Here is a 25,918-nt window from a genome sequence, read left to right as displayed (position 1 = left end):
ACAGTCTAAGAGATTGCAAGAGCTGTAGGCTAAGTATACAAACTTTTTGTGTTGCTTCCTATTTCTTTTTAGCCATTAAAATTTGACGCAACACATAGGGTAGGATTCCTCCGTGACGATAATATTCCACTTCAATTCCCGTTTCAAGCCTTGCACGGACGGGTACCTGATCAATTTTATTGCCGCGATTGATTTCTAGAATTAATTCCTGATAAGGTTTAAGCCCTTGCTCCAACCCTTTTAAAGAAAAGAGCTCTTCTCCGGTGATTCCCAGCGTCTCCCAGCTGGCGTCATTTAAAAACTCCAGGGGTAATACACCCATGCCGATTAAATTACTGCGATGAATGCGCTCAAAACTGCGTGCAACAACGGCTCTAACACCTAAGAGGGCGGTTCCTTTGGCTGCCCAATCGCGAGAGCTTCCCATGCCATAGTCTTTTCCAGCAAAAATGATCAAAGGGACTTTCCTCTCAGCATATATTTGACAAGCATCGAAAATGGCCATTTCCTTGTCATCTGGCATTAAGGTTGTAAATCCCCCTTCCTTATCTTCAATCATTTTATTGCGTAAGCGAACATTGGCAAAAGTGCCTCGCATCATGACTTCGTGGTTGCCTCTACGGCTTCCATAACTATTAAACTCTTTTTCCGACACTCCTAAAGAGAGAAGATATTGCCCGGCTGGCGAATCGGGTTTAAAACTGCCTGCTGGAGAGATGTGATCCGTTGTCACAGAATCGCCAAAAAGAGCCAATGGGCGCATGCTGTTCAGCTCTTTTTGCTCCGGTAAGTGCAAAGAGAATTGATCGAAATAAGGAGGCTGCTGAATATACGTACTAGTCGGTTCCCACTGATATTGGGCCCCATCTTTAATGACAATTTCATCCCAAACTGGATTGTCTTGGAGAATGTTCGCATATCTTTTTTTAAACATCTCTGGCTGAATTGCTTTCTGGACCTCTTGCCTAATTTCCTCGTCCGAAGGCCAAATATCGCGCAAAAAGACAGGTTGATTATTTTGATCCACACCCAAAGGCTCTTTATCGAGATCAACATCAATCCTTCCAGCAAGTGCATAGGCTACGACAAGGGGCGGGGACATGAGAAAGTTGGCTTTAACAGACCCATGAATGCGTGCTTCAAAATTACGGTTACCACTCAACACACTTGCAGTGATGAGATCAAAGTGCTTAACCGCCTTTTCAATTTTTTCATCAAGAGGGCCGCTATTGCCAATGCACGTTGTACAGCCATAGGCCACAAGCTGAAAACCCAGATCATCCAAGTACCTTTGCAGTCCCGTCCGCGTTAAATAATCGGTTACGACACGAGAGCCTGGGGCAAGGCTCGTTTTAATCATTGGATTAACTTTCAACCCTTTCTCTACAGCCTTTTTAGCAACAAGCCCTGCTGCCAACATTACGCTCGGATTGCTCGTATTGGTGCAACTCGTAATAGCAGCTATCACAATAGAGCCATGAGTCAAAACGATGTCGCCATCAACAACATCGGCATAGCCTGGATTCCCGACGGGAGGAGTCAAGGGGCGATTGGTCACCATTTCTGCCTCACTCCAAGGCTGCTCGCGAGTCATGCGTCCAAAAACAGACGTACCACCCCATTCATGGCGGTGCTTTAAAGAAAAGTCACCGCCTGAATGTACACAGATATGCGGCCATGGCTCTTCTGTCTTTCCATATCCTCCAGATGCCACTGGAGCTCTTAAAAGTTCTTCAAAGCGGGATTTGACGTTTGTCAAGTCAATGCGATCTTGCGGTCTTTTAGGGCCCGATACACACGGCTGAACTTGGCTCAAATCAAGCTCGACAATCTTGGTAAAGTCTACTTCATCTTTTCTCGGAATTCCAAATAAGTGCTGCGCTTCTAAATACTCTTTGACCAGCTGAATGTGGCTCTCATCCCTTCCTGTCGTGCGAAGATAATCCAATGTTTTGTCGTCTACCGGGAAGAATCCCATGGTTGCTCCATATTCAGGAGCCATATTACCAATCGTAGCCCGATCAGCCACAGTCAGACTAGCAGCCCCTTCGCCATAGAACTCAACAAATTTGCCAACGACCTTTTCTTTGCGCAAGAGCTCGGTAATGCGCAGCGTCAAGTCAGTCGCCGTTACCCCTTCTTTCAACTGGCCGCTCATATGCACACCAATGACCTCAGGCATCTGAATAAAGACAGGCTGCCCCAACATCGCAGCTTCAGCCTCAATGCCGCCAACTCCCCAGCCAACGACGCCGAGTCCATTAATCATGGTTGTGTGGGAATCGGTTCCAACCAATGTGTCAGGATAAAGCAAGTTGGAGCCATCTTTACGCTTATTAATCACAACTTCGGCTAAATATTCCAGATTGACTTGATGGACGATTCCAATTCCAGAAGGAATGACTTTAAAAGTATGATAGGCTTCTTGCCCCCACTTTAAGAAGGAGTAGCGTTCGCGATTGCGCTCAAATTCGATCTTCAAATTAAATAAAAAAAGCATCGTCTGTGCCAGCCCGATCGACTTGGACAGAGTGGTCAACTACCAGATCTACTGGAACATCAGGTTCGATCATCCCTGCATCTAAACCAAGAGTTGCCACAGCATCGCGCATGGCAGCTAAATCGACCAATAAAGGCACTCCTGTAAAGTCTTGCAAAATGACCCGTGAAACAACGAATGGGACATCCCCCTCTCCGGGCTTTTTAGCATTCCAGTGCGCGAGCCTTAAAATATCCTCTTCTTTGACTCTTTGCCCGTCGCAAAAGCGGAGCAGTGACTCTAACATGATGCGGATCGATATGGGAAGACGCCCGATAGAGGCAATCCCTTGCTCATCGAGCTTAGGCAATGAATAATAGTAGTGGTTTGGCTTCAAAAGCTGAAGAGTATTAAAAGGATTAATCTCGCTAGACATACGCCGCCCTTTTTAAAAATTCACTAAATTTTCTTTTAAATTTCCATTCTATGCTTTTTCTTTTTTTTGACGAACTGCCATTTCTCATTTAATAAATGTTTTCATCTAGCTTAGCATTAGCGCTCGCCAACAAACTATAAATCAAACGGTTAAATCCCCCAAAGCCTCTGCTTATTGGCAACTTATTGTGAATCGTTACTAAAGGATGCCAAAGATATTCAAAACCCATGTAAAGTGAACCTTTCAACAAACCCTACAAACCACCCCCAACATAAGGAACAGTATGGAAAAGCGTCAACTCGGCCGCTCCACTGTTTACATCAGTCCTATTATTTTAGGAACCTGGGCCATTGGTGGCTGGATGTGGGGTAGGAGTAAAGATGAAGATTCTATCGAAGCCATCCAGTCAAGTTTAACCCACGGTGTCAATACAATAGATACTGCGGCCATTTATGGAATGGGTTATAGCGAAGAGATAGTGGCCCGTGCTATTAAAAATAAAAGGCAAGACTACATCATCGCAACTAAAGGAGGAATGCGTTGGAGTGGCTCAGAAGGAGCAGAGCCTTGGGTACAACAAGACCGTGATGGAAAAATGGTCACCATAAGAAAAAACTCTAAGCCTGCGAGCTTGCAAAAAGAATGTGAGGATAGTTTAATGCGGCTCGGAACAGATGTATTGGACCTTTATCAGATTCACTGGCCCGACTCAACGACTCCCATTGAGGAGTCTTGGCAAGCTATGGTACAATTAAAAAAGCAAGGAAAAGTAAGGGCTATTGGAGTCAGCAACTATAATTTAGAGCAGCTCAAAATAGCTCACTCGATCTATCCAGTCGACAGCATTCAGCTCCCCTATAGTCTGATTAGAAGAGGGATTGAAAAGAATATCCTCCCCTATTGTCAAAAGAATCAAATCGCAGTCATTGTTTATTCCCCTCTAGAACGAGGCTTACTAACAGGCAAAGTCACCCCGAAGCGCCAATTTGATCATGATGACCACCGTACCACATCCCCTTTATTCTCTCTTGAAAATCGAGAGCGCGTCTTAGAACTTTTAGACCGCATCCGCCCCATCGCAGCTCGCCATCACGCAACCATTTCTCAGCTTATTATCAATTGCACGATGTACATGCCAGGCATTACGGCAATTATTGCCGGCGCGCGGAATGCCTCTCAAGCAATTGAAAATGCAGAAGCCGGATATTTACCCCTCACCCAGCAAGAAAGAAACGAAATTATTGAGGTCTTTGCTCAATCCAGCTTTCAGCAAATGATCCCTATTTAAACACAAGCTTCCGCCGTAGCTGCCAACAATCATCCCAATTCGAAGCTCGTTACCCCAAAAACTGATGCTTGCAGATGGATCGGCGGCTCTTTCGAGTACATTCTGGCCGTTTCAAAAACTTTTGCCATGCCCCGCTTTTTAGCCATCTCAACAGCAGCTAAATTGATTTCCGGCACATCCCAAAATAAAGGAGCTTTCCCAGCCGTTGCTGAAAGCCCCAAAAAAAGCTCTTCAGCAATTTCTGCGTTATTGGCAAACAAGGGACCGACTTTACATCCTTTCAGGCACTTTCTTATAACACCATACCCGAGCAGCTCTTGCCCATCAACCACAGCCAAGGTTAAGGCATTATTCATATGCAGCCATTTTTTTAAAAATAGCTCTCTATTTACTCCAAAAACCTTTGAGTCATATTCTGCAATGGCATCGAAAGAAACAGCTTCCAGAGGGACAACCATAGAAGGCATTGAACCGCCGCATACACCTTCAAAACGAATGTTTCGATAATAGAATTTAAATCCCGACTTTTTATAATTCTCTTGCTGAGCGACAACTCCATCTAATCCCACGCAGCGTTTTTCCAAATACTTCAACGCATGCTGCCAAAGTCTTAGGCCAAAGCCCTGATGGCGGTAAGGGGCTTTAATAATATAAAAACCTAAAAAACCATAATTAGCGCCATATGCCACTGCCGAAATACACCCAACCTTTTCTCCCCCTTTTTCGGCGATAAAAAAACCCATCGGATCGGCCGCATAAAAAGCTATACCATCTTCAAAACCTGGATTCCACCCCTCCTCTGCCGCCAAAGAGATGAGAAAAGGCATCTCCTCTACTCTTGCATGTCGAATAAGCAACTCATCCATAAGCTCAACATTTCCATCCTAAAAAATCTGAGTATAGCCAGCAAGCGCTAAAATTAAAGAGTTTTTTACAATACCTTAAACAAAAATTCTCACTTGTTATGCATTATAGGGACGCAAAAGGTCACTAAATTTTATTTTAGACACACAACAATCGAACTAAACACTTATTTTCAATTAAATTTAATTCAGCAATTTAATAGAATAATCAACCACAAACAAAAAAAAGAGAATTACAATGAATCGATTCTTTATATTAATCTTCATACTATTAGTTAATTTAAATACAAATGGATTTGCAACCGAGCAAGCGAAGACTGGAGTAGAGATTGGTGAGGCTATTTGCTCATCGAATGATTGTTATCAAATTATTGAAGAGCTTGGCGAAGGAGCTTTTGGAAAGGTATATGCCGTTGAAAATTCGACGGGCGAGCGCTTTGCACTCAAGTCTTATAAGAGGCCGACAGAGCTGCCAAAAGAGACGGTCTCCGAGGTAGACAGTGAGGAGTCCAATCATCAATTGAATTTCATGGATACCTTGGCTGATGTGCAAAGGGAATTTTTGCGAGGGCAGCAATTGGATCATTCCCATATCATCAAGTCCTTTGATTTCTTCACCTCTTCTACAGCAGATGGAGAACCTATAAGCTTTTTAGTCCTGCAGCTTGTAGAGGGAAAATCTGTTTACTACACGAAGAAAAAGGCTTTTTCTCAAGAAGAGGTGACTCGCGCAGCCATGCAATTCAGCGATGCTCTCCACTATGCATTGTCGCAAGGTTTTTTTCATTTAGATCTGCACGAAAACAATGTGATGCTCAGCGATCAGGCGACCGCAATGGTCATCGATCTGGCTAGCTTTTTCACGTTTGAAGAAATTTTTGGCTACGTAAAAAACCAGACTACGCAAGCAAAGCAAGAAAAGAGTCCAGAAACAGCCCAAGCAGCTGTTCAACAAGCTTTGAGTATGGATCCCACAAGAGCTAGAAAACTAAGACAGTTTTTTAGCCATAACCCAGGGCTTTTAGAGCGCCTGCAACAGACGCAAACAAAGCAGAAAGAGCCTTTACAACAAGCAGCTATTGCAGCCACAGTTTCGCAACAAGTAAATGAATTTGAAGCAGCTAGAGCCCGCTTCCACGCCTATTATTTTGATAACCTCACAGGGATGTGCCTGGCGATTATTTCAAAATCCAACGGCAGCCGCGAAGAAAAAATCCAGACCTATGCTGAAATCAAAAAACTTGCCTGGAACTATTTGGAAGACTGTGAAGATGGAAACTTGCCACCTTTCGCAGACTATGTGACTAAGCTTTTAGAAATCTTAGAAAGTTCGCAGCAGTAGCAATTTTTGGCGAAGAATCACCGTTGATCGGGATTCTTCGCTTTTTTCGTTCCCTGCCAACTGTCTTAACTCTGCTATAAGATCTCTAACTCTCTGCATCATTCCCCGTTTTGAGGGCAGGATTAGTTTTGAACTCTTGATTGTAGAACAATAAAACTCGCCTTCGTGGCTTATTTGATTAGTCCAGTCCGTTTCAATTGTATGTCTTACGACGCAATACATATCTTTTGCTTCTTAAAACTTGTCTGTTTGTATAAAAGCAGGTATCTGTGTTGCATTGAACCATATTGACTCCGTTGTTTAATTAATTAAATAAAATTCTAAAAGATTATATTATAAAAACATTACTCGGATCTCTAAAAATAAATTTAATCACTAGATCTTTTTAGACGTTATGTATAAAAAGAATTGAAATCTCAAACGGTAAGGCCAATGTCAAAAAATATTGGAACAAAAGATCGACTGATCCGCCTCAGTATCGCTATTTTTCTTTTTATCTTTGCTTGGTGGCAAAGTAGCTGGATCGCTTTACTCTTTGCCCTATTTACGCTTTATGAGGCAATGGCAAGCTGGTGCGTCTTTTATCAATTAATCGGTAAAAATAGTTGTCCGATTAATCACAAGGATTCTGATCCTTAAGGTTTGAAACGCTTCGTTATTAAGCGCTAAGTTTCTTCAAATTATTCAATTATTTTATTGACAACAATCTCATTTTAAAAGATTTTGGCAGCACTTTTACTAAGGATTGTTTATGAAGAAGCATTTATCTAAAATCATTTACTCCCTTTTTTTTATTGGCAGCTTCTCTCTCTTTTCATCTCTTCAAGCCGAAGAGGTTTTTGAGTCCGATTTAGAAGCCCTTGCGTTAAAAAATATTGAACAACTGACCCGCCCTTCTATGGGTTTTGAAAAGGCTGGCGAAGGCTATTTTTCTCCCGATGGCAAGACCATTATTTTTCAAGCAGTCCCCCAAGGCCAGATTCACTATCAAATTTATACAATGGATTTGGAAGAGCGGATACCTCGCCTCGTTAGTACGGGCAAAGGAGCGTGCACATGTGCCTATTTCAGGCCCGATGGGAAAAAAATCATTTTTGCCTCAAGCCACGAAGATCCTTTCTTAGATGATCCAACAATAAGCTCTTCAATACCCGGCTACAATCGCAGCAGCAACTATCAATGGGACTTCACCCCCTACATGAATATCTATGAGGCCAATCCAGATGGAACAGATCTAAAGGCCTTAACGAGCGGCCCGGCTTACCATGCCGAATGCGCTTATTCACCCGATGGAAAACGCATCGTCTTTGCAAGCAACTTAGATGGGAGCATGAACCTCTATACGATGAAAGCCGATGGATCAGATATTTACCAGGTCACTAAAACAACTTCCTGCTACAATGGAGGATCTTTTTTTTCTCCGAGCGGAGAGCAAATTATTTTCAGAGCCGATCGCGATCAACGCCACTATCTGCAAATCTACACGATTGATGTCGACGGAAGCAACGAAATGCAGCTGACTGCAAATGGAGCTGTCAACTGGGCCCCTTACTGGCATCCAAACGGATACGTCATAGCTTTTACAACATCCTTGCATGGGCATGCCCATTATGAAATCTATTTGCTGAATCTTTTAACCAATCGACAATGGCGTCTGACTCATAACCCCACATTCGACGGATTACCAGTATTCAGCCCAGATGGGCACAAAATGATGTGGACGTCTAAGCGAGGTCCGGATCAGACATCGCAATTGTTTGTGGCAGATTTTATTCTCCCTGAAGATCTTAAATAATGATGAGGATTTTATGTTGAAACATCTGAAACTTTTTTTAGGGCTATCCTTAACGACTCTGTCGCTTAGTTTAGCGAGCCCAAGCTTTGCAGACAATCAAACGCCGAGCGTGAGCCCCATCCTATCTGAAGAAGACCTTCCTTTTCGCGTTCAAGTCGAATTAGCCGATTTTGGACTTCCGAACGGCATTCACTCTTATGCGTTTGGACGCTATCGCAATAAATGGCTATTCATTGCAGGCCGCACAAACGGCATGCATGGATTTAATCCAGACACAGGCAACTTTCCCCTCCAACAGCAAAACCGCGTCATTTACGTTGTCGATCCCGAAAAGAAAAAAGTCTATTCTCGCGCTTTAACCGATCCCCAATCAGGCTTGACTCTTGAACAAGTGGATCTCTTATCGGTAACAAGCCCTCAATCGTATCAAAGAGGGCATACTCTCTATATCACTGGCGGTTATGGAGTGGATTCGGCCACAGGCCAATTTTCAACCAAGCCTTTTTTAACCGCAATCAATCTTCCGGGATTGATACATTGGGTAACCCATCATTCGCACCATGAAACAGCCGCCCAGCATATTCGTCAAATCAGCGATCCTATTTTCCAAGTCACTGGCGGCTACATGGCGCAAGTTGATAAAGGACCCACTCTCCTTGTTTTTGGACAAAATTTCCGTGGATTTTATGTGGCTGAATCGAATGGAGAATACACCCAGCAAGTTCGCCGCTTCCGCATTCTTGACAACGGCAAAAAGTTATCATTCATTCCTCTCTCTTCTAAGCCTGAAGAGCCTAATCCCGATTTAAGACGCAGAGACTTGAATATTGTCCCTATGATCTTTACCAAAGCAGGCAAGCAAAAAGAGGGCTTGGTCGCCTTTTCAGGCGTTTTCACGCCAACGACCGGTATTTGGACAGTTCCTGTTGAAATCAGCCGCACAGGAAAATCTTTTATGGCCAATCCTGCAAAGGCATCTACCTTTAAGCAAGGAATGAACAACTATACCTGCCCGTTTCTTGGTATCTTTTCTTGCAAAGATAATGCTGTTTATACGATCTTTTTTGGAGGAATTAGCTTTGGATACTTTGTTGATGGACAATTTCAAACCGATTCCGAGTTCCCTTTTATCAACCAATTTACAACGATCAAACGAAGCCACAAAGGGCTCTATACTCAGCACTTGATGAGCTCCCAATATCCAGTCATTCTTTCGACTGAGTCAAATCCAGGCAATCAACTCCTCTTTGGCGCTGGCGCCGACTTCATCCCATCTAAGCACCTGCCTCGCTTTAACAACGATATTGCAAAGCTTGAAGAAATTGATAGGCCGATATTAGCTGGATATATTGTTGGAGGAATTCAAAGCACATTGCCTAATACCAATACGCTATCCGACTCTGCCGCTTCACCCTATATCTTTAAGGTGACCTTGATTCCTGTAAAAGACTAGCAAAATAAGAGCCTTTAGCATGCATAGAATGTTAAAGGCTCTTAGCCTCGCTACAGTATCAAACCTAAAGAGCGAAGCTCTTGTCCTTTTTTAATCAATTCTGACTTGCTCGAACAGTCGAGCTTGCTTTTAATGTTGTTAAGATAGAATTCAATTGTTCTAACAGACAGGTCGAGCTTATTAGCCACCTCTTTCATTTGCATTTCATCTAAATAAAGACTCAAGCACTCCTTTTCCCTTCGCGAAAGGGAAATGCCTGGATCGGCTTGAATCAGCTGTAAAAAAGAGGTATGCGCCGATTGTGTCTGAGTAAACAACGAAACCTTTGAAGTAAAACTGTCGCCTTTTAGCTCCAATAGACTCATAGGATCGCTCTCCATTGACTCTAGAACAGAAGACATTTCACTTTTAAAGAAAGCGCAAAATTTTTTCAGCAGGGGCAGCTCTTGCATATAAGTGGAATAGATTTTTTCATGCCGGACAGGAGCTGCAAAACCAAAAAACTCGCAACGCTCTGGTGAGCGCTCGATTAAAAAAAATGCGTGCGCCATATCAAATTGATGATTGAGCACGTCCATCGTCTCTTTGCATACATCCTCTTGAAGATGGTGGGCCCAAAAAAGCGTCCCTGATTGATAATTCTGAGGGTGATGCATGCAGGGATCTATCCGATAAAGCTGATTCTCCACGTAATAGTCGGCCCATTCAGGACGGCTAACCAATGCCCGGCAAGCCCCGCTATTCTCTATAGAATGATAAGTAAAATAATTAATATTAAAACAAGTTGTCAATGGCTCGCAAACACGATTAATCGTTTTATGATGCTGCTTGATATATCGATCGACATAATATTCTGGTGTAGTGACCATGGTTTTTCTCTTATTTAAGTTGTGCTCGCACTAAATGAGATTCTTCTAAATCAAGCTGATGTTCTAATGCCGTCAGCCATTTGTCATCTATTTTTCGCTCTCTCCACTTTTGCAAAAGATAATTGCGCTGCGCATTTATGATGTGAAGCCTGGCCCTTTCAATATGTCTCTTGCTACCTCCATGATCATCTGAAAGATCCAGCAGGTGATGCCTGGTTTGAAAATAAATTAAAAGAGAGCCCGCATCTTCTTTATTCAACTTATTTTGTTCCATTAAAGAGCCAATTTCTTTTTTAGCAACATTCACCATCTGCTGATAGATTTTAGCAAAAACATTATGTTCTTTCTCTGGCGGAATTTTCAGCCAGGCAATAAGGCATGGCAGCGAAAGGCCGGGAATGATTAAGGTGATAAGAATAACAACAAAGGTTAAAAAAATAACGAGATCTCTTCCCGGCAGTGGCTCTCCGCTCGGCAGCTGATAAGGCAGGGCTAAAGCAGCTGTTAAAGAGACAATGCCGCGCATGCCTGACCAGGATAAAATCGCATTATCCCTCCAAAGGTGTTCATCATCCTGCGTCCAGACTCCTTTGAAACATCTTATCATGTACACGCAAGTATGAATGGCATAAATCCAGACAGCCCGGGTTGCGATCATCGCTGCAGTTATGATCAATGCATACCCTGAATAGATTCCTATTTGATCCATACTCATCCCAGAAGCAATGCGTCCCATTTGCAAGCCTATTAAAACAAAGACCAGGCAATTTAATAGGATGACCACAACATCCCAGCTCGCCCAGCCGATTACGCGCGTGAGTGAAGAAAAGCGGGTAACTAAAAAACGCGATCCAATCAAGCCGCACACAACAACGGATAAAACACCCGACACCCCTAAGGAATCGGCTAAGATAAATGCTAAGTAGGGGATAATAAAAGAAAAGAGAACGGCAACGATTGGATCAAAGAAGCGGCTCGAAAAAAGATTGCAAACCCATCCAACAAAAGCACCAACTATAACCCCGCCAATAACTACGCCTATAAAATCGATAGCTGCGGCTTCAAATGAAAATAATCCAGACAAAAGTGCTGCAACAGCTAGTTTGTATAGAACAAGGCCTGAAGCATCATTCACAAGGCTTTCCCCTTCCAGCACAGCCAATAGGTGCGAATGGATGGCAAAGCGCTTTAGAATAGCAGTCGCTGCCACAGCATCTGGCGGAGAAACAATAGCCCCAAAAGCGAATGCGAGCGGCCATGCCAAATCTGGAAAAAGCCATTTGAATAACAATCCCACAACAAGCGTAGTTGCAAAAACAAGACCGAGCGCAAGCGAAAAAATGTCCCGGCTATTTCGCGTAAATTCCCCAAAAGAGATCGTATGGGCGGCATAATAAAGTATGGGAGGAAGCACGATGACCAATAGGAGAGTAGGATCAAAATTAACTTCACTCGTTCCAGGAAGAAAGCTTAATGCTCCGCCTCCAATGACTAGAGCTATCGGATAAGGGATATGCAAACGCTGAGCAATGCCAACCAATAAGACAGCCGCAAACATCAAACTAAGGAAAAGTGTAGGTGCTGCCATATCTTTACAAGCTAAAAATTAATTCAAACCTTTCTCTCAATTACTTGCTCCCCTTACAGCCTACTCTACTTAAGATAAGGTGCGATCAAGCAGATCTTGTATGACCTCAATGAGTTTACGGCCAGCTTGCTGCATATCGCGACGATTATCTGCCTCAATAGCCTTATGCAATTTGGTATGGAAAGTTTCAAGGGCCTCTTTCAAACCTGGTTCATCGTTTAGCTTTGAAGTGTCTTTCTTGATCGCAACCAATTCATGCGTTTTTTTTGTAACTAATAACTCCAAATCTTTTCTAACGGCCAACTCTTTAACCTGTCCTTCGTCAATTTGCGGGAAACTGGAATCCGACGTATCAATCTTTAAGCTGGATGCGGATAAAGAGGTATGAAAACAGTGCTGCTTCGCAAAATTTTTGATGATTGGATCCAAAGAACAAGAGGTTTTCCTCACCCATAAACTGCATGGGCTCAAAAGATATCTACTAACATTCATGCCAACACTGGACATACTCAACATGTTCTCTCCTTACACTATAGGCATTTAAACCCAACTTGCTACCTTCATAGATATCAAGTTGGATTTTAGCCAGGAAAGAAAAAGACTCAACCTGGCTGTTCTTTAAAAAATCAATGATTAGTTACCTAGCTGTAAATAGAGCCCAACGTTTGGACCCGTATCGTAATAGGGGCTATAATAGCCGTCATAAGGATAGGCGTAGTAGGGATAACTGTAATAATAAGAGGGGTAAGCATACCCACCATAATAAGGAGAAGGAGCGGCATAGTAGTAGTTATTGTTGTAGTAAGTGCGCCGATGACCATGCCCATAGTAGCGGTAATCGCGATCTCCTCCTCGATAGTACTTGCGTTCATCGCCTTTATGATCATCACCTTTGCTTGGAACCTTATCATAACTGTAGCGTTGCCTACTCGCAGCACTCCATGATGGATTCCCTCCAGCATGGCCACCTCCATGGTGTTCGGCTGAAACTAACATAGGGACTAGTGAAAGGGCTGTGAACACTATCTCTTTTAAATGTCGCTTCAAAAAATCAAACATACAGTCTCCTTAAAGTTAAACTCATGTCCATGTCTCAAGTGAGAGATCATCATCACTCTAGCAAATTAAAATTTAATTTATAATAAATACTTACCGCTTCAAACGATCCGAATTTGATCAAGAAATCTAAAAATCGATGCAAGCAACGCTCCCCCCATTTACAATGGCATTTAGCATGAGCTTGCCAGAATCTCGTAGGGTTGCAAGCTCTCACGACGCAAAAGCGCTGAGAAGGCAGGGTTTTAAGTTGATGACTTTGGATTTAAGAAGGGGAAAGATTCGTCTACACGAAGTCACTTGCTTTCGCGGATCAATTGCTTTTTCTTGGATTGTGGAATGGCAACTTTGCCAGGCAAAACTTGCGAAGGGGAAGAATCGCCATTCCACTCGTAGTCAAACATAAAAAAAGCTGGAAGAGATAATTTAGATCTTAAGCTGTGCAACCAAATGCCAGAAAAAACAATGGGCTCGGCTAAAATAGGCATAAGATCGTCTCTACTAAAGACAACATCTTGGATCCCAAATAGCATTTTAAAAAAACGTCCCCACGTATTGCTTGGATAAGCATTTTCCTTCCATCCGTAAATCATCATGGCGATTGCAAGCTGCTTGCAGTTTCCGAACTTGGGCTGAATCAATGCTTGCGCCGAATTTAAAAAGGCCTGATCCAAGCGATCTTCTGAACGGAATAAATGGGCGCCACTAGTCGCTCGTGGATTGCATTCGATTGCTAGAAGCCGTTGATCCGACTCAAAAAAATCAAAAGCTATTTGGCCCGTATAATGCGTCTCTTTTACAAAATTTTGAATCCATTTCAAAATAGGTTCATGATTAACCGCTTCAAATACGATGCACCCTTTTCCATCGACGGCATATCCTACCGGATAAACCGCATGAGCCAAAACGGTCCCTTCATGGCATACACTATAGGTGCAAAAACGATCCCCTTCTAACCACTCTTGAGCAATCCAAGGATTGTGCACTTCGATGTGAATGTCTAGCGTTTCATGCGGCGGAGACAATTTTTTTATTTTTAACCCGGCTCTCGAATAAGAGGCTTTGATGGCATATGATTTAGCAGGATCCAGCTTTTGGACATCGTCAAGCGAATACAATAAGTGCGTCTTTGGGGCATCCAGTCCAAGCTGCTGAATTTTTTGATTAAACAGCCATTTATTGTGGAGTTCGTGCAGCAGCTCAAACGAAGACGTAAACACCTTACAGTGAGCTGGAAAACGGTGTAAAGACTGCGACAAATAAATGGCTTCTTCATAAACAGGAATAATAAGATCGATTTTTTCTTGGCTAACAATTTGCAAAAGATCTTCAATAAACCCTTCTGTATGCAATCTTGGACTTCTGATCAAGAAGCTCTTATCAACGGCATTAGAAAAGCGGCAGATATGCAAAGCCAGTGTATCTGCAACATAAATTTTATGACCGGCATGATGCAACTGACGAGCCAGCTCTAGAGTAACTGGCGAGCGCCCCGAGGTAATAAGAATGTTTCTGCTGTCTCTCATCGCCGTATCTCTTAAAATCGTTGCTTTAATTTATCCTCAAAATATCTTCAGGAATAAAAAGAATCAATCAAATATTTTTTAAAGATTGCAAGAATTCGAAAATAGCTCACCACAGTCATTGAATCAAATGCCAATATTGCCCAAGCTTCCCAAATTGATGATGGCTCGTTTACGGCTCGTGATGAGGAGCCCCTGCTGGTTCAACCCATGATATGATGCGATAATCCAACCCATTATAGATGGAGTTACAAGAAGCATCTGTATTGATAAGATTCCAGTAATCAAAGATGGAGCGTGTAATTAAAATATAATCGCCAGCTTTCCACTCCTCAATAGACCATATTCCTTTAGCAGATGGACCTGCAAACCAGACTGAACCATCTGTCAAAAAAAAGCGATAACCGTAGACAGCTTTTGTAAACCATCCTCCTTCTACCATGGTCAACTTCTCCACTCTTGCCAGCCGTGGGAGGCCTTGCTTGGTTTCTTTAGTCAACCCAACCTGATAGCCAACTTTCAGCCCATTTTTGTTCTGAACAGCTAAAACATACTTTTCAGAGCGGTCTTTCGCCATGGCAAAGACTTCATTGCCTGGATAAAAGTCCTGTTCAATGTTGAGTAAACGAGCCTCATTAAATGCATCAACTATGTAATTCCAAGTCGATTGGTCACTTAACTGTATGCGCGCTAAAGTTTTATTCCCTCTCACTTCATAGCTAATGAACTCAACAAATCGCCGATAAGCATTTTCATCTTGTTTATTCGAATGGTTCACATCAGCAAAAGAATAAAAACAAAGAGAAAACATAAAAAAAGTAAAGCCAAGCAGTTGTTTCATCTTTCCTCTAGATAGGGATTGTCAATGCTTTTTAAAAGGTCAAAGCACCTCATTTAAATGCGCTTAAGGATATAACAAACAATATCTTAAAATTTAATTAATTGGCAATACGGGGTATCACACACCTAGAGTCTATAAAACCGTCTATGCTCTAGAAACAAAAACGGTTTTGGCGAATAATCGGCTTATCACACCGATCCTTTTTGAAGAGGAAAGCAACTTAATAAAAACGAGGAAAGGCTATTCACTTCCATAAGCCAAGAATAGACAAAGCCCAACTATTTTTCAGCCTATGCCCTCAAGGTACGCGATTAGTAAGATAGCCCTTTACAGTATCGTATACAAAATAACCTACAACCCCTGACACAACTAAAACAATCGGACTACTAGCTAATGTGCGTTTTAGCCCCGCATACACCACCCCTCCAGCTACTGCCCCAAAAATGGCCGAATCAGCTATCGCAGCCGTTCGTCTGATTAATGCATTTCTCTCTGGAATCTGAGCCTGCGTAGGCTGCTCTTGAGTTTGTGCATAAGGACGAGCCTCATTGTAATTCACATTCATAAAATGATATCCTTTTTTAAAGTGTTTCTATACTTAGATTTTTAAAAAAAGGCAGGCTATTAAAAAAAGGAATGAAAGTCAAGTCATAAACTTAAGGCAACTAATAGCAGTACAAAAAAACTAGAAATGCAGAATAAAACAAAAGCGTGCAAGCTTTATTATCCGAAGGCTTTTAGAAGAAGGGCCAGTCTGAAGCACCCATTGCTATGGCTGGCCTTCGAGAAATGGTCAATTACCCAGCGTTTACATAAGTACCAGTAAGGCTGTCGTGGATTCTATGATAGACAACTCCTCCTGTAAAATGGGCTAAAACAACAATTGTCCCTCCAAGAAGAAAATTATAGGGTGGGGGGAGAATTTTTCCCGCTATGCTTAAGGCCGAAAGAGCAATCGAAGTTGTTTGGCCTGCTAGACCGGCAATTAACACGATGCCTGTCTGACGCAACGGCGATGGTTCCGCTCCTTGCTCTTGTTCAGTCAAAACAGGTTGAACAACATTGTGAACTGTTTCAACAACAGGAACCAAACGCGATTGTTGCTGCTGCTGCTCAACTCTATGGTTGTCAAAGTAATATTCTGCACCGAAACCTTGAATAGTCATTAATAAAACCTTCTTTTAAGTTATCAATTTTTTGAAAGCAATCTTCAAAATTTTACAAAAAAAAACGAGAGGTTAATAAAAAAAAATATACAAGTCAAGATCTATAAATATTAATAAAAGCGCACTACAAACCTTCCCAAATAATAAATCGAGCCTGCTTGAACGGCCTATTTAAAGCGGGCGACCCGCACATGACAGTAAGGCAATTTCCCCGTTTTATTGTAGTAATCTTGATGATAGAGCTCAGCTGGGTAAAAAGGGGCTGCCGGTGTGAGCTCTGTCGCCACTTTGACGCCCTGTTTTTCCAAGATTTGAATCAATTTCATGGCGATGTCGCGCTGTTGCTGTGTTAAATAGAAAATGACTGAGCGGTATTGACTGCCAACATCCGGTCCCTGACGATTGAGTTGAGAGGGATCATGTATTTCAAAGAAAAATTTTGCCAACTCTTCATATGAAATAACTTTAGGGTCGAAAATGACTTCTAAAGCCTCCGCGTGCTGAGTCATCCCTGTGCAAACATCTTGATAGTTGGGATCCACGCTGACACCTCCCGTATAACCAACAGAGGTCCTTACCACACCTGGGAGCTTTTTAAACAGATATTCAACGCCCCAAAAGCATCCGCCCGCAAAAATAGCACGTTGATATCCTTCCTTGGTCACAGCCGGTACAAATGACATGGAAATGGAATTGACGCAATGCCTCAGATTTTTGGGAGTAAATCCTTCTCCTGAAAAGACATGCCCCAAATGCCCACCACAGCGGTGGCAAAGAATTTCAACGCGTCTTCCATCCGCATCCACCTTTTTATCCACGCTCCCCTTAATTTCATCATCGAAGCTTGGCCACCCACAATGAGACGAAAATTTATCGGAAGAGAGATAAAGGGGCGCATCGCACCGTTTGCATACATAGATTCCAGGTTCTTTCAAGTCGTTGTACTCTCCACTATTGGGTGGCTCCGTCCCTTTTTGATCAATGACTCGCTCTTCTTGTTTGGATAAATCATGATGTCTTTTCATCGCTTTCTCCTTTTTAAATCACCATACCAATTGCAAAATTTTAAATTTAGTGAATCTTTATATAAAAAAAACACCCATCTAATAGAATGTTTTTTTTAATTAAAACTAACCAAGCTTTTTAAAGATGACAGTCGATTTAAAACAAACAGAATCAGATATTCGCTTATTCATTCAAGCTCATCAGCTGACTCCCCTGCAATTGATCGATGAGGGTGCAGAAAGTGTCGCTTCTGCCGAAGCCGAAGAAATGCCGGCGTTAACAAATTTAAAAAATGAGCTTGGCGACTCTTTCGATGCAACTTTAAAAATGCATTGCGAAACGGCTATTGCTAGCTACCTGAATCAGCTTGAGCAAGAAGATTTTCTTGAAAAGGATGAGGCACTTGAGCGACTGGCCTGCATTCAAGAACGAGTTATTTCTACTTTGGAGACTCATGTCCGCTATCTAGACCACGATGTCAGAGTTCTTGATGAATGTCGCACCTCTTGCACCTGTTGCTATGTTGTCCCCACCTACATTGTCGAGAAAATGCAGCAGATTGACGCGATCAGAGAGCAGACCCTTGATATAAATGCTCTTGAAGAGGAGGAGGTGCCGGCTGAGATCAAGCAAGCAGCTGCCTATTTTGCTGTTGGACAAGAGCCTCTCATTTCCATTTATACGGCGCACAATAGTACGGAGCTGCCCGGACAGTTCGTGACTTCAAATTACTCTCCAAATCCATCTATAGATTCTACGGCCCAAAAGGCATTGGATGGGGCAAGAGACGTTCACCTATTTTGGCTGAATGCATATGGCCTTTCTTCATACGATGGTAAAGGAAGTGAAATCAAATCGACCGTTCACTATGGTGTAGGCTATGCCAACGCTCTATGGAATGGAAAGCAAATGATCTATGGAGACGGCAACGACGTTGTTCAAAATCTAACCGAACTTTCCATCATTGGCCATGAATTTGGCCATGCAATCACGGGCAATAAGCTGAATTACGAGGGTGAATCGGGAGCCTTAAACGAACACCTTTCCGACGTATGGGGATCTCTCGTTTTACAATTTAAAAACGGGCAAACGGCCGATCAGGCGAGTTGGTTAATTGGAGAAGGAGTCATCAAGCTCGGCAATCAATCCTATCCTCTTCGTTCGATGAAAGCTCCTGGACATGCTTATAACTCCCCCATCATCGGAAAAGACCCGCAACCAGACCACTACTCTAACTGCTACACTGGAAGCGAGGATAGCGGTGGCGTTCATATCAATTCAGGAATTCCCAACAGGGCGTTTTATCTCTTTGCTGCGGCTCAAGGAGGCTATGCATGGCAAAAGGCGGGCCTTCTGTGGTTTTTGACATTAAAAACAGGCAATCTTCTCAAGCCTAATTGTACAATGGCCGAATTTGCACACGCCACGATTAGCACAGCTCTCAAACACTTTCCAACCGATTACAAAATGCATCAAGATCTGATCCAAGCCTGGAAAGCGGTCGGCCTTGCATAAAGGAAAATAAATCATGTACGATTATCCCGGTCCCGAAACGGCTTATTACAGCGAAGCTCCGTCCAATCCATGCGCAAAATCCCTTTCCCAAAAAGGCTTAAATGAACAAGGATGGATTGTATACGGTGAATCCCAAGATACATTTCTGCAAGAATCGGAGACTTTAATGTGTAAATCGCCAAAACCAGAAGAGAGCTCTTCTCAACCTTCCGAGCCAAAGGAAAAAGTTGAACCGCATAAACTTCAGGCCATTATCCCAGACTATCTGCTAAAAAAAATTCAAGAGCATCATGAAAAAGAAGCATCGTCGCCTAGTGTGATTGAACAAGATCGGCGCAATCGCGAAGAATCGGAAAAACTTCGTCAGCAAAGAATCGATCAATCTTCACCTTCCGAAGAAAGCTGAGAAAATCTTCCTTCTATCTAGTGGAAAAAGAGCCAATGCTTTTATTACCAAAGCCAATCTGGTTAAAAAGTCACTCGCTCTTCTCTTAAGCCCCCATCATTTAGGCATCAAAATTGGATTGACCAGGTAGCTTATCGACTGTAACGGAAAGCCCATTAACAAAAAGAAGGATGAAGGCAATCGGAAAGAAAACCAGTACCCAAAAGCACAACCAGAAACGGGAACCATTATAGTAAAAGCTATAAGTCGAACGGTTGATTTCAAAAGTGCTCGCCGTAAAAAGCAGGACAAAGGCGATGGGGAAAAAAACGATCACCCAAAAAATCAGCCAAATTAACGATCCCCTATACTGTAAATTAAAACGTCTCATATTCATCTTTAATCCCATTAATTAATACATTACAACTAACACACCCTAAACAATTGTATTTTAACACAAAGCAATTAATTTTTATTCATAAAAACATCATTTTATACTGCAAAATCAGTATTTTTCATGAAAATTTAGTAAAGAAATGGGTAGTTGATTGACCAGTAACAGTTGGCCTGCAGGCAGCAGCGCACAAGTTTAAAGCAGAGACAAGGAAGCGGAAAGGAGCAAACGGAAAGGAAATGATCAGGCATTGAATCCCAAGCTCAGACTGCCAGGGAAATCAATCTAATCTGAATAACAAATGGCTAGCAAGACATATCATCAATCTTAAACTTGTGAAGCTCCTGCAAACACTAGATTTTTGCAACAGTGGTAATTAAATAAAAAAGGACTAATCGAGCATCTATTCTCGATTAGTCCCTTGGACTCTGATTGCTTGAAATGGAAGCAAAAAAGCTAGCTCACCTTGATTTTGTCCCATGCCTTATTATATAGAATGCCCTTTTCACCAAGATAATCGATGAGCTCAGCCTGTTCAAAAACATCGGCCGGAAGAAAAAGCACTTTATTGTTTCTTAAATCGTCGGGCAACTTCTCATAAGCAGCCTTGTTTGGACTAAAGAAAAGCGAATGTTCCATATTTTCTGCTGCCACATCGGCTTGTAATAAATAATTCATGAAAGCATGAGCCAGTTCGCGATTAGGCGCATCTTTAGGGATGACCATGAAATCTACCGAAAAAGTAATTCCCTCTTGCGGATAGATAAAGTCAACATTTGAATTTTCTTTCATGACTTGCAGAGCATCGCCATTATAGCCATTGACGATTAGGTATTCAGCACTGGCAATTCCTGCCTTATATTGCTCGCTTTCGAATTTGGCAAAGTTTGGTTTCCAATTGATTAGAAGCTGAGCGGCTTCGTCAATTTCGGTGGGATTTGTGGTATTAGCACTATAGCCTAAGAATTTCAATGCGGCGCCGATTGTCTCACGCACATCGTTCAGCATCGTCATCCTTCCCTTGTAATTAGACTTACCAAACACGCCCCACGATGACTCTAAATCGGCAACTTTATCTGTCCGATAAATGATGCCTGCGCTCGAAACCATATAAGGAATGCCATAGTTAAGCAATGCGGGATTGATCTGTTTAAGATACTGCGGATCCAGATTCTGCGCATTTGGAATCAGCGTAGCATCGAGAGGCTGCAACATCCCTTGTTGATTCATGATATTCACAAAATAGTTGCTCGGAAAAATGACATCATAGCCCGTACGGCCCAGCTTCAGTTTGGCATACATCGATTCATTTGAATCAAACGTGTCCACCACAACTTTGCATTGATGCTCATCTTGAAAGCGTTCAATGAGCTCTGGCTTGATGTAGTCGCTCCAAATCATGATGTGAAGTTCTGGCCCCGTAGAATTTTGGCAACCGGTGAAAGCTGCAAGGCAGAACACCATTGTCAATAAAGAGAGGAAATATTTTTTCATGTTCAATCATCCTTGGATAGACTTTGTGTAAAAAATATAAAAACAAATGTGATGACGAGAATCAGCACTGAAAGTGCATTGACAATTGGTGTCGATCCAAATTTAATCATGTTATAAACATAGATTGGCAACGTAGAGACTCCTTGCCCTGCCACAAAAAAAGTGATGACAAAGTCGTCAATCGACAACATAAATGCCAAAAGAGCCCCAGCCATTAATCCAGGCGCGAGTAATGGCAACAATACCCTGCGAGTAAGTGTCCATGTATTGGCACCTAAATCTTGAGCCGCCTCGATTAAAGTAAAATCGAAGTTTTGTAGCTTAGACAACATCACCATTGTGACATAGCTCATACAAAAGGTCGTATGGGCTATGAAGACAGTAAAAAGCCCTAGCTGAATATTTACAGTCACAAAAAAGAGCAGCAGGCTGATTCCTGTCAAAATATCAGGAATAAGCAAAGGCGTATAAATCAAGCCATAATGGACCTTCTGCAACCTTGTCTTATAGCGATGTAAAGCAAAAGCTGCACAGGTACCCAAAATGGTCGAAGCTACTGTTGCCGAAACGCCAACAATTAGCGAATTGCGCAAGGCATACCACATCTTATGCTCATTCCATAGTCTCTCATACCACTTAAAGGTAAAGCCCATCCACTCCCCACCAAAACGAGAATCGTTAAAAGACGTGATGATGAGCACAATAATGGGAACATACAAAAAGATCAGGACTAAAACCGTGATCCAAAAACTCAAAGGACTGCGTCTCATTCTCGGTTCCTCACTTCGGCTTCAATCTTTTTCTGGCGAGATGAAACAAAAACAATGGCTAGTAACGGCAAAAAAATCACCAATGACAACAATGCAGATAAAGCGCTTGCTTGGGGCAAATTGCGATCAACAAAAACCCTTTGAGCGATCTTATTACCAATCATTTCGCTGCTAAAGCCTCCCACGAGATCGGGTATGACATATGCACCCACAGCCGAGATAAAGACCATGACCGTAGCCGTCATAATCCCTTTTCCGATCCCAGGAATAAAAACTTGGAAAAAAGCCTTGCTACGTGTCGCTCCAAGATCCATTGCAGCTTCCAGCAATTGAAAATTAAACTTAGATGCCGCGGCATAGATTGGAAAAACGGCAAATGGTAAATAGGTATATACCATGACTAGCACGACTGAAGCTAAGTTGTAAAGCAATGAGGTGTCTGAATCGACGACGTGCAAAAAAACAAGGATTTTTTTTATATAGCCTTCAGGATGAAGCAGCATCTTCCAAGCAAAAATGCGAATAAGAAAGCTGCTCCAAAAAGGAAGAACTAGCAACAGCATCAAAAGATGCCTCGCTTTTGTAGAAAGAAGAGTCATCTGATAACCCACTGGAAGAGCCAAAAGCAGACAAATAAGGGTTGTGGCAATTCCCAAAAAAAGCGTCCGCCCGATCAAGATGTAGTAGTTAGGATCCATTAAATCTTTGATGGCATCAAATGAAAATCCCTCACCTACACTTCCATAAATCGTATGGGGCTTTAAGGCATAAGCATAGATGATGCACGTTGGCACAAGGAAGAAAATCAATAGCCAAATGAATGAAGGAAGCGTTAAAAACCATTCGCTGCGTGATTTATTATTCATTGGCATTTTCGAGCTTTTGGCACCGCTCCAACATAAATCCATCATCTGCATGCCACCAAATCCAGACCGTGTCCTTCCACTTAATAGGAGCCTCGTCTAATAAAAAGCGACTGTGCTGTTGATTCACAGAAATTTTACGGTTGCCAATTTGCACGCCAAAATTTGTATGATCACCTTTATAAATCGCATCGTCAACAACCCCTTGAAAGACATTGTGGAGAGGATGCGGAGGGGGCGCTTCTCTTGAAATATGAATTTTTTCCGGTCGTACGCTTAAATGGACTGCATCGCCTTTAGAAAGCTGCTTGTCGTTGAAGCAGAAAATTTGCGGAAATCCTTCAACCTCCACCAAACTGTAGTCTTTTTGAGCCATTTCCATCACTACCCCATCAAAAAAGTTGGTGTCGCCAATAAAGTCAGCTACAAAGCTGCTTCTCGGCATCTCGTAAATTTCTACGGGCGTTCCAATTTGCTCCAGACTGCCTTTATGCAAAACAGCAATGCGATCGCTGACGGCCATCGCCTCGCTTTGATCATGTGTGACAAAGATAAAGGTGATTCCTACTTCATCATGAATGCGATCAAGATCCAAAAGCATTTTTTGACGCAATTTAAGATCGAGCGCCGCCAAAGGTTCATCTAACAATAAAATTTGCGGATGATTGACAAGAGCTCGAGCAATAGCTACGCGCTGCTTTTGTCCACCGCTGATCTGATCGGGCTTCTTATGGCCATGCTCACTCATTTGAATCAAAGCAAGCATCCGTTCAACCTCTTGCTTGATTTCACTTTCTGGCCTTTGAGCTATGCGAAGACCGAAGGCGATATTTTCCCAGATTGTCAAATGAGGGAAAAGGGCATAGTTTTGAAAGACGGTGTTGATAGGCCGCTTGTTCGGAGGAAGTTTCGTTATATCTTGGCCATCTAGTAAGATTCTGCCGCTGTCTGGACGCTCAAACCCTGCCAAAATTCTTAGCAGTGTTGTTTTTCCACACCCACTTGGACCCAAAAGCGAAAAAAATTCGCCTTTTTTAATCGCAAATGAAACATCGTCAAGTGCCTTGCTATCCCCAAATTTTTTTGAGACCCGCTCAAAAACAATGCTCTCTACCATCCAAACTCCTCTACACGTCAATTTCTAAAATTTCAGAGTGTCTTAAAATTCCATTTCTTCATGCAAAAACAGCTAAGCATACCTCTAAAAGTGTAAATAGGCAATAGTTTCTCAATCCTTGAGAATATTCTGTTCCCATCTGACAATCTTTAGATTTAAGATAGTACAAGTAGCGAGTTTTTTCCAAGGCTCAGCTCTTGTACTCAAAAAGGATGAAATCTCAAGCCCTATTTACAATAGACTCAATGAAAGCGTTTACACCTCAGTCTATTGACAAGCTAATATAAAACCTACTAATTAAATGGATTTAAATTTATTTCCCAAGACAGCCCCTTCTTAAAAACAGCTATAGCAGCAATAACAATTTGAAATTAATTTAAAGGTCCTTTCTAATGGCGCAAGGCTTCATAAAATTCTCTACAGCTAAAAGAGGAGGATCCTTTATAGTTTGCCTGCTTAAAAAACGTTTTTTCTTTTTCTTACTTTTTATGAGTGTGCCATGTCTTTAAAAAAACACCTGATCTTTACTCTCTTCTTCTTCTCCTTATGTTCATCCTACGTGCTTCATTCCGAACTGCTTGGATTCGATTTAAAACTCACGAATGGTTACCGGAACGATTCTTTATCAACCTCAGTCGAATCAAATGACTCTTACTCTTTACTTGCAAAGGACGATTTAAAACTCGACTCCATTTCCCTTTATCAATTGGGCTTTAAGGGTAGACTTTCTCTGCTCGATTTCCTCGTCCGCGTAGATGCTAACTATGGATGGGCCGTTCATGGAAAATGCATCGAATCGCAACTCTTTGATTCGAGCAGCCCATCTCACCTAAGAGCCAACATTCGAAAAGGGTGGATTAAAGAGGCAACTTTTGGAATCGGCTATCAATTCAATCTCATTCCCTTTTGCCAATTTTTTACCATTACACCCATGGGAGGATGGTCTTATCATGAGCAATTTTTTAAATCATCTCATCTGCACGGATATGTCGATGCAAACAATCTGACCTATACGAACCGCTGGGAAGGGCCTTGGTGCGGAATCGATTTAGAATGCCGTCTACATGAATTCGTTTTTAACGCTGGTTATGAATACCACCTAGTCGATTGGCATGGAAAAAGAAAACTTTCGGATCTTCAAAGCATTCGCAAACATTTTTTCTCTGACCGACATCACTCCGATCACGCGCATGGCCAAGTTTTTTACATCGACTCTAAGTGGAACTTCAATCTTTGCTGGTATGTAGGGCTCGGATTAAAGCTGCAGGAATGGAAAGCAATTAAAGGACATTGGAAGCCAATTAGCGGTTTTAGCGCCTATTCTAATGAGGAGCGAATCAAACAGACTAAGTGGCGCTCTTTTGCCATCACAATAGACTTGGGAGTCAACATTTGACGCAAACTCCCAAGCATGGCCTTGACTAACAACTTGACTTTGGATAGAGGCAGGCTAATAGGCAGACTTAATAGCTGCTCGGGCAGCGCTTAGGTCGGCCGCTTAAACACACTCGAAAGATAAAGAAAACCTAAGAGGGCATGGGATTCGGATCAATCTAGGGATCTTTTTCAAAAAAAACCGATGACTCTGTTAGTTCATTCAAGTACATCTATTCTTTGAATTAATTGAACAGAACAGGTAATATTAATCTTCTATATCTTTCAGAACTCTTATTTTA

General features: G+C 42.2%; 23 protein-coding genes and 1 pseudogene. 8 read left to right on the top strand and 16 right to left on the bottom strand.

What is annotated here, in order from left to right:
* Positions 1-58: 58 nt before the first annotated feature.
* Positions 59-2,915: pseudogene (locus tag PNK_RS05395) on the bottom strand (aconitate hydratase).
* A 283-nt stretch (positions 2,916-3,198) separates the two neighbouring features.
* Here PNK_RS05395 and PNK_RS05390 point away from each other — a divergent pair.
* Positions 3,199-4,203: an aldo/keto reductase gene (locus PNK_RS05390; protein ID WP_079992817.1), complete on the top strand. Its 1,005-nt coding sequence runs from the start codon at positions 3,199-3,201 to the stop codon at positions 4,201-4,203.
* A 29-nt stretch (positions 4,204-4,232) separates the two neighbouring features.
* Here PNK_RS05390 and PNK_RS05385 read toward each other — a convergent pair whose 3' ends face one another.
* The gene (locus tag PNK_RS05385) at positions 4,233-5,069 is read right to left on the bottom strand and encodes a GNAT family N-acetyltransferase (protein WP_059060769.1); all 837 of its coding nucleotides are present in this window, start codon (positions 5,067-5,069) and stop codon (positions 4,233-4,235) included.
* 235 nt (positions 5,070-5,304) lie between these two features.
* On the opposite strand from PNK_RS05385, the gene PNK_RS05380 reads away from it, so the two are divergent.
* From PNK_RS05380 to PNK_RS05365, 4 genes are all read left to right on the top strand, one after another.
* The gene (locus PNK_RS05380) at positions 5,305-6,408 is read left to right on the top strand and encodes a protein kinase domain-containing protein (protein WP_059060767.1); all 1,104 of its coding nucleotides are present in this window, start codon (positions 5,305-5,307) and stop codon (positions 6,406-6,408) included.
* A 432-nt stretch (positions 6,409-6,840) separates the two neighbouring features.
* Positions 6,841-7,047 (top strand): YgaP family membrane protein, encoded by a 207-nt coding sequence (locus PNK_RS05375; RefSeq protein ID WP_059060766.1) that lies wholly within the window; start codon positions 6,841-6,843, stop codon positions 7,045-7,047.
* Between the two features lie 112 nt (positions 7,048-7,159).
* Complete coding sequence (locus tag PNK_RS05370; protein WP_059060764.1) at positions 7,160-8,203, top strand: TolB family protein; 1,044 nt, start codon at positions 7,160-7,162, stop codon at positions 8,201-8,203.
* 13 nt (positions 8,204-8,216) lie between these two features.
* The gene (locus PNK_RS05365; RefSeq protein WP_059060762.1) at positions 8,217-9,656 is read left to right on the top strand and encodes a hypothetical protein; all 1,440 of its coding nucleotides are present in this window, start codon (positions 8,217-8,219) and stop codon (positions 9,654-9,656) included.
* A gap of 50 nt (positions 9,657-9,706) precedes the next feature.
* Here the strand turns inward: PNK_RS05365 and PNK_RS05360 are convergent, their stop codons facing one another.
* The 9 genes from PNK_RS05360 to PNK_RS05320 form a co-directional block, all read right to left on the bottom strand.
* Entirely contained in the window at positions 9,707-10,525 is an 819-nt protein-coding gene (locus PNK_RS05360; RefSeq protein ID WP_059060760.1) for a helix-turn-helix transcriptional regulator, read from the bottom strand.
* 10 nt (positions 10,526-10,535) lie between these two features.
* On the bottom strand, positions 10,536-12,113 hold the full coding sequence (locus PNK_RS05355) for a Na+/H+ antiporter (protein ID WP_079992816.1): 1,578 nt from the start codon (positions 12,111-12,113) through the stop codon (positions 10,536-10,538).
* A gap of 69 nt (positions 12,114-12,182) precedes the next feature.
* Positions 12,183-12,629, bottom strand: coding sequence for a hypothetical protein (locus PNK_RS05350; RefSeq protein ID WP_059060759.1), 447 nt, complete (start codon positions 12,627-12,629; stop codon positions 12,183-12,185).
* A gap of 117 nt (positions 12,630-12,746) precedes the next feature.
* Entirely contained in the window at positions 12,747-13,172 is a 426-nt protein-coding gene (locus PNK_RS05345; protein WP_032125517.1) for a hypothetical protein, read from the bottom strand.
* 293 nt (positions 13,173-13,465) lie between these two features.
* Positions 13,466-14,695 (bottom strand): ATP-grasp domain-containing protein, encoded by a 1,230-nt coding sequence (locus tag PNK_RS05340; protein ID WP_059060757.1) that lies wholly within the window; start codon positions 14,693-14,695, stop codon positions 13,466-13,468.
* Between the two features lie 169 nt (positions 14,696-14,864).
* Positions 14,865-15,533, bottom strand: coding sequence for a hypothetical protein (locus PNK_RS05335; protein ID WP_032125516.1), 669 nt, complete (start codon positions 15,531-15,533; stop codon positions 14,865-14,867).
* 298 nt (positions 15,534-15,831) lie between these two features.
* Positions 15,832-16,098 carry a hypothetical protein gene (locus tag PNK_RS05330; protein ID WP_059060753.1) on the bottom strand — a complete coding sequence of 89 codons (267 nt, stop codon included), beginning with the start codon at positions 16,096-16,098 and terminating at the stop codon, positions 15,832-15,834.
* Positions 16,099-16,330: 232 nt separating this feature from the next.
* Positions 16,331-16,699 carry a hypothetical protein gene (locus PNK_RS05325; protein ID WP_059060752.1) on the bottom strand — a complete coding sequence of 123 codons (369 nt, stop codon included), beginning with the start codon at positions 16,697-16,699 and terminating at the stop codon, positions 16,331-16,333.
* Between the two features lie 167 nt (positions 16,700-16,866).
* Positions 16,867-17,724 carry a bifunctional methionine sulfoxide reductase B/A protein gene (locus PNK_RS05320; protein ID WP_032125513.1) on the bottom strand — a complete coding sequence of 286 codons (858 nt, stop codon included), beginning with the start codon at positions 17,722-17,724 and terminating at the stop codon, positions 16,867-16,869.
* A gap of 124 nt (positions 17,725-17,848) precedes the next feature.
* Here PNK_RS05320 and PNK_RS05315 point away from each other — a divergent pair, with 124 nt between their 5' ends.
* Positions 17,849-19,219, top strand: a complete 1,371-nt coding sequence (locus PNK_RS05315) for a M4 family metallopeptidase (RefSeq protein WP_059060751.1) — start codon at positions 17,849-17,851, stop codon at positions 19,217-19,219.
* Positions 19,220-19,232: 13 nt separating this feature from the next.
* The gene (locus PNK_RS05310) at positions 19,233-19,625 is read left to right on the top strand and encodes a hypothetical protein (protein ID WP_059060750.1); all 393 of its coding nucleotides are present in this window, start codon (positions 19,233-19,235) and stop codon (positions 19,623-19,625) included.
* 100 nt (positions 19,626-19,725) lie between these two features.
* On the opposite strand, the gene PNK_RS05305 is transcribed toward PNK_RS05310, so the two are convergent.
* The 5 genes from PNK_RS05305 to PNK_RS05285 form a co-directional block, all read right to left on the bottom strand.
* Entirely contained in the window at positions 19,726-19,995 is a 270-nt protein-coding gene (locus PNK_RS05305) for a hypothetical protein (protein ID WP_059060749.1), read from the bottom strand.
* A 459-nt stretch (positions 19,996-20,454) separates the two neighbouring features.
* On the bottom strand, positions 20,455-21,492 hold the full coding sequence (locus PNK_RS05300) for an ABC transporter substrate-binding protein (RefSeq protein WP_059060748.1): 1,038 nt from the start codon (positions 21,490-21,492) through the stop codon (positions 20,455-20,457).
* Between the two features lie 2 nt (positions 21,493-21,494).
* On the bottom strand, positions 21,495-22,262 hold the full coding sequence (locus PNK_RS05295; protein ID WP_032125508.1) for an ABC transporter permease: 768 nt from the start codon (positions 22,260-22,262) through the stop codon (positions 21,495-21,497).
* Positions 22,259-23,128 (bottom strand): ABC transporter permease, encoded by an 870-nt coding sequence (locus tag PNK_RS05290; protein ID WP_231909305.1) that lies wholly within the window; start codon positions 23,126-23,128, stop codon positions 22,259-22,261. The genes PNK_RS05295 and PNK_RS05290 overlap by 4 nt, the downstream gene beginning before the upstream one ends.
* Complete coding sequence (locus tag PNK_RS05285; RefSeq protein WP_032125507.1) at positions 23,121-24,242, bottom strand: ABC transporter ATP-binding protein; 1,122 nt, start codon at positions 24,240-24,242, stop codon at positions 23,121-23,123. The genes PNK_RS05290 and PNK_RS05285 overlap by 8 nt, the downstream gene beginning before the upstream one ends.
* Before the next feature lie 499 nt (positions 24,243-24,741).
* Here PNK_RS05285 and PNK_RS05280 point away from each other — a divergent pair, with 499 nt between their 5' ends.
* Entirely contained in the window at positions 24,742-25,638 is an 897-nt protein-coding gene (locus PNK_RS05280; protein WP_059060746.1) for a hypothetical protein, read from the top strand.
* Positions 25,639-25,918 lie beyond the last annotated feature (280 nt).

Origin of the sequence: Candidatus Protochlamydia naegleriophila, assembly GCF_001499655.1 — a bacterium.
Taxonomy (GTDB): domain Bacteria; phylum Chlamydiota; class Chlamydiia; order Chlamydiales; family Parachlamydiaceae; genus Protochlamydia; species Protochlamydia naegleriophila.
The sequence above is the reverse complement of the archived record's forward strand: the minus strand, read 5'-3'. Positions and strand labels throughout refer to the sequence as shown.

Coding starts and splice junctions, on each gene's coding strand:
- PNK_RS05390 (WP_079992817.1), top strand. CDS start 3,199: ATGGAAAAGCGTCAACTCGGCCGCTCCACTGTTTACATCAGTCCTATT.
- PNK_RS05385 (WP_059060769.1), bottom strand. CDS start 5,069: ATGGATGAGTTGCTTATTCGACATGCAAGAGTAGAGGAGATGCCTTTT.
- PNK_RS05380 (WP_059060767.1), top strand. CDS start 5,305: ATGAATCGATTCTTTATATTAATCTTCATACTATTAGTTAATTTAAAT.
- PNK_RS05375 (WP_059060766.1), top strand. CDS start 6,841: ATGTCAAAAAATATTGGAACAAAAGATCGACTGATCCGCCTCAGTATC.
- PNK_RS05370 (WP_059060764.1), top strand. CDS start 7,160: ATGAAGAAGCATTTATCTAAAATCATTTACTCCCTTTTTTTTATTGGC.
- PNK_RS05365 (WP_059060762.1), top strand. CDS start 8,217: ATGTTGAAACATCTGAAACTTTTTTTAGGGCTATCCTTAACGACTCTG.
- PNK_RS05360 (WP_059060760.1), bottom strand. CDS start 10,525: ATGGTCACTACACCAGAATATTATGTCGATCGATATATCAAGCAGCAT.
- PNK_RS05355 (WP_079992816.1), bottom strand. CDS start 12,113: ATGGCAGCACCTACACTTTTCCTTAGTTTGATGTTTGCGGCTGTCTTA.
- PNK_RS05350 (WP_059060759.1), bottom strand. CDS start 12,629: ATGTTGAGTATGTCCAGTGTTGGCATGAATGTTAGTAGATATCTTTTG.
- PNK_RS05345 (WP_032125517.1), bottom strand. CDS start 13,172: ATGTTTGATTTTTTGAAGCGACATTTAAAAGAGATAGTGTTCACAGCC.
- PNK_RS05340 (WP_059060757.1), bottom strand. CDS start 14,695: ATGAGAGACAGCAGAAACATTCTTATTACCTCGGGGCGCTCGCCAGTT.
- PNK_RS05335 (WP_032125516.1), bottom strand. CDS start 15,533: ATGAAACAACTGCTTGGCTTTACTTTTTTTATGTTTTCTCTTTGTTTT.
- PNK_RS05330 (WP_059060753.1), bottom strand. CDS start 16,098: ATGAATGTGAATTACAATGAGGCTCGTCCTTATGCACAAACTCAAGAG.
- PNK_RS05325 (WP_059060752.1), bottom strand. CDS start 16,699: ATGACTATTCAAGGTTTCGGTGCAGAATATTACTTTGACAACCATAGA.
- PNK_RS05320 (WP_032125513.1), bottom strand. CDS start 17,724: ATGAAAAGACATCATGATTTATCCAAACAAGAAGAGCGAGTCATTGAT.
- PNK_RS05315 (WP_059060751.1), top strand. CDS start 17,849: ATGACAGTCGATTTAAAACAAACAGAATCAGATATTCGCTTATTCATT.
- PNK_RS05310 (WP_059060750.1), top strand. CDS start 19,233: ATGTACGATTATCCCGGTCCCGAAACGGCTTATTACAGCGAAGCTCCG.
- PNK_RS05305 (WP_059060749.1), bottom strand. CDS start 19,995: ATGAGACGTTTTAATTTACAGTATAGGGGATCGTTAATTTGGCTGATT.
- PNK_RS05300 (WP_059060748.1), bottom strand. CDS start 21,492: ATGAAAAAATATTTCCTCTCTTTATTGACAATGGTGTTCTGCCTTGCA.
- PNK_RS05295 (WP_032125508.1), bottom strand. CDS start 22,262: ATGAGACGCAGTCCTTTGAGTTTTTGGATCACGGTTTTAGTCCTGATC.
- PNK_RS05290 (WP_231909305.1), bottom strand. CDS start 23,128: ATGAATAATAAATCACGCAGCGAATGGTTTTTAACGCTTCCTTCATTC.
- PNK_RS05285 (WP_032125507.1), bottom strand. CDS start 24,242: ATGGTAGAGAGCATTGTTTTTGAGCGGGTCTCAAAAAAATTTGGGGAT.
- PNK_RS05280 (WP_059060746.1), top strand. CDS start 24,742: ATGTCTTTAAAAAAACACCTGATCTTTACTCTCTTCTTCTTCTCCTTA.